4 protein-coding genes are annotated in these 2,862 nt (G+C 38.6%); all 4 read right to left on the bottom strand.

The genetic code is table 11. The features are described from left to right. Positions 1 to 162: 162 nt before the first annotated feature. Positions 163 to 540: a carboxymuconolactone decarboxylase family protein gene (locus B7C60_RS00220; protein WP_099609949.1), complete on the bottom strand. Its 378-nt coding sequence runs from the start codon at positions 538 to 540 to the stop codon at positions 163 to 165. 58 nt (positions 541 to 598) lie between these two features. Beyond that, positions 599 to 955, bottom strand: a complete 357-nt coding sequence (locus B7C60_RS00225; RefSeq protein WP_099609950.1) for a MerR family transcriptional regulator — start codon at positions 953 to 955, stop codon at positions 599 to 601. Positions 956 to 1,102: 147 nt separating this feature from the next. Further along, complete coding sequence (locus B7C60_RS00230; protein WP_157928659.1) at positions 1,103 to 1,462, bottom strand: hypothetical protein; 360 nt, start codon at positions 1,460 to 1,462, stop codon at positions 1,103 to 1,105. A gap of 610 nt (positions 1,463 to 2,072) precedes the next feature. Continuing rightward, complete coding sequence (locus tag B7C60_RS00235; RefSeq protein ID WP_099609952.1) at positions 2,073 to 2,765, bottom strand: FRG domain-containing protein; 693 nt, start codon at positions 2,763 to 2,765, stop codon at positions 2,073 to 2,075. Positions 2,766 to 2,862 lie beyond the last annotated feature (97 nt).

Consider the following 2,862-nt stretch of genomic DNA (forward strand, 5'->3'; position numbering starts at 1 on the left):
GCTAAATTCAAAGCAAAGAAATCATAAAAAACTTTAATTTTTAATACATTGCGGTCTTTTTCTCTACGGTTACATAACGCCGCATTAAGGTGTGAGCGACGCTTGGCTATACTTGAGCGAAGCGAAACTGCCAAGCGTTGCGAATCACTCTTAAATGCTTTGTTATGCCTTTCGCTCGGTGATCACGTCTTTAAAAGCAAACATACCATTTAAAGCGGCAGGAAAACCTGCATAAACTGACATTTGTAATATGACCTCTTTGAGCTCATCTTCACTACAACCAACGTTAAGCGCCGCATTTAAATGAACTTTGAGCTGAGGCGCACAATTCCCTAGAGCTGTTAATGCGGCAACCGTTGCGATTTCTCGTGATTTTACATCCAACCCTGTGCGTGCATATATATCACCGAAAGGAAACTCTATTGTATATCTGGCTAAATCAGGGCAGATATCTTGCAAACTTTCGATAACATTTTTTCCGGCTTCGCCATCAATGCTTGTTAATAATTCGAGACCGGTATCAAAACGTGATTTGTCCATTGGTATGCTCCTATTTTGTAAGTACAAGCACACCATACAAGTTAGAGTTCACTCTAAGTCAACGAACTTTTCCATTATTATAAAGTTTAATTTTTTCTTCTAAAGCAATAAGGTGTGACTGTTGTTGTTCGATATGAGCTATCAAGTTTTCTCTGTGTTGCTCTAACAACACCTGACGCTGTAATACCGTATCTACCCCTGACTCCCTTAGCCGCGCATATTCCAGAATTTCTTCGAGAGGCATCGCGGTTTCTTTTAGGCGCTTCACAAATTCAATCCACGCTAAGTCTTTCGAAGTATATATTCGGTGCCCACTTCTATTTCGTTGGATATTTTTGAGCAAACCTATTTTTTCATAATATCGAAGAGTGTGTGACGACAAGCCAACCAAACTTGAAAACTCCCTCATATTCATGATTTCATCTCCTAGGCATAACGCCGCATTAAGGGGCAGGCAACGTAAACAACTAAACTCAAACTAGCCAGCCGTAACCTCAAATGCCAACCAAACCAAAACTGCCAAGCGTTGACTGTCCCACTTGAATGCTTTGTTAACTGATTGTCAATCTTGAACAATCAACGGCAATAGCAGCAGACTAACACCAAATGCGTAAAAGATTGGAAGAATCGCAACACTAAATCCTGCAGCCAGTGCTTCATACTCTACAGTTAAATTACTCAGCGTTAAAATTATTCCGTAAAACGTTGTTAATCCTGCGCTAAGCCACATTACTTTTAAAAAAATTGAAAAACTTATCACTAAAGTCCGCCCTTTAATGATAAGTAACGAGAAGATTGCTGGCACAAACGTACATAAAATTGAAAAAGCATCAAAAAATTGAAGCCAACTATTCATTAGAAATAGATGACTAAAAATATAACCACAAGATAACCAATAAATTACAACACCAATTTTATTCAAGAGTAAATCCCCGTACTTAAATATATTCGCATCAGTTAACGCCGCATTAAGGGGCAGGCAACGCAAACAACTGCGCTCAAATTAACCAACCGTAACCTCAAATGATCACACAAACCAAAAGTGCCACGCGTTGATTGTCCCTCTTGAATGCTTTGTTATGTAACTTTACTAATAATTTCAAAGCATTACAAAGAATAGCATTGCCAAATATCGTTTAACTTACATGAAAAGTTAGCAGTAACCCAGTAGAATTTGCGTGGCAACGACAAAACTGCGAGCCCTAGTTCAAAGAAAAAAGTGACTGCCACCAAGCTTATCGCAAACCCGCTGAATCATTAACAACAAACTGAATACTCGAAGAATAAAGAAGCCGCAAGCTAAATCAACATGCACGAAACTAACCCAAAGAAAATTGAAATTAGATCAATCATAAAAAACATCTACTTTTCAATGCATTGTGGTCTTTTTTCTTTACGGTTACATAACGCCCTGTTAAGGTGTGAGCAACGCAATACCGAAGCCACCGCATACCACCTTAAACACTTAAACTAACGCATAGTAAAAATGCCACGCGTTGCGAATCACTCTTAAACAGTTTGTTATATGTAATTTATAAACCAATATTTCTAACTATTGATTTAGCTAAACCATCGAGATCAGGGAACATAAATTTGTAAGAAATACCAAGCTGAGTTAGTTGTTTTCTTAAAGCAACTTTATGTTCTTTCGGCACAACATACTTAGAAAGCTTATCGACAGTTCCATTATCCATACCTATTGACGTAAAAGTCTCCCACTTTTTAGGTGTTGGAAAAATTGTAAAACACCCTTCCTGCGCAAAAACACGGCTGTTTAGACTAGAAGAATGGAAACCAACAATTTTGTCTTCTTTGCTCACATCGACAAAACGTTCTAACACGTAGTTCAACTTAGGAGCAACCCCAAAAAGAGCCCCATCCACATTATCATGAAGTGGGTTTTCCACTGCGAAAAATAAAGCTTTAAGAGGATTGGTACTCCAATCAAGTAACCTTGTAGGTAGACCATGATGCTGAGCATGTATCAGCCATTCCAAGTCATTCTTAGGTGTTTTATTTAACAGAGAATTACCATGCTTTTCAAACTCTCGCATAATATCTAGTTCTAGACCACGCCAATGAATATGCTCATCAACGTCTATCAATGAAGTATCAATTCGCGCAATAGATGGCAGTAATTCCCAATTAATATCAGCATGACCTCTGTAGTAACTGACTTCTCCGAAGCCCCCTACAGCGTTTAAAAACTCGCTAATCTCTCTCATTCACTCTCCCAATTACATATAACGCCGCATTAAGGGGCAGGCAACGCAAACAACTAGACTAAAACTAGCCAGCCGTAACCTCAAATACTACACCAAA

It is taken from the genome of Vibrio fujianensis, from assembly GCF_002749895.1.
In the GTDB taxonomy this organism is placed as follows: Bacteria; Pseudomonadota; Gammaproteobacteria; order Enterobacterales; family Vibrionaceae; genus Vibrio; species Vibrio fujianensis.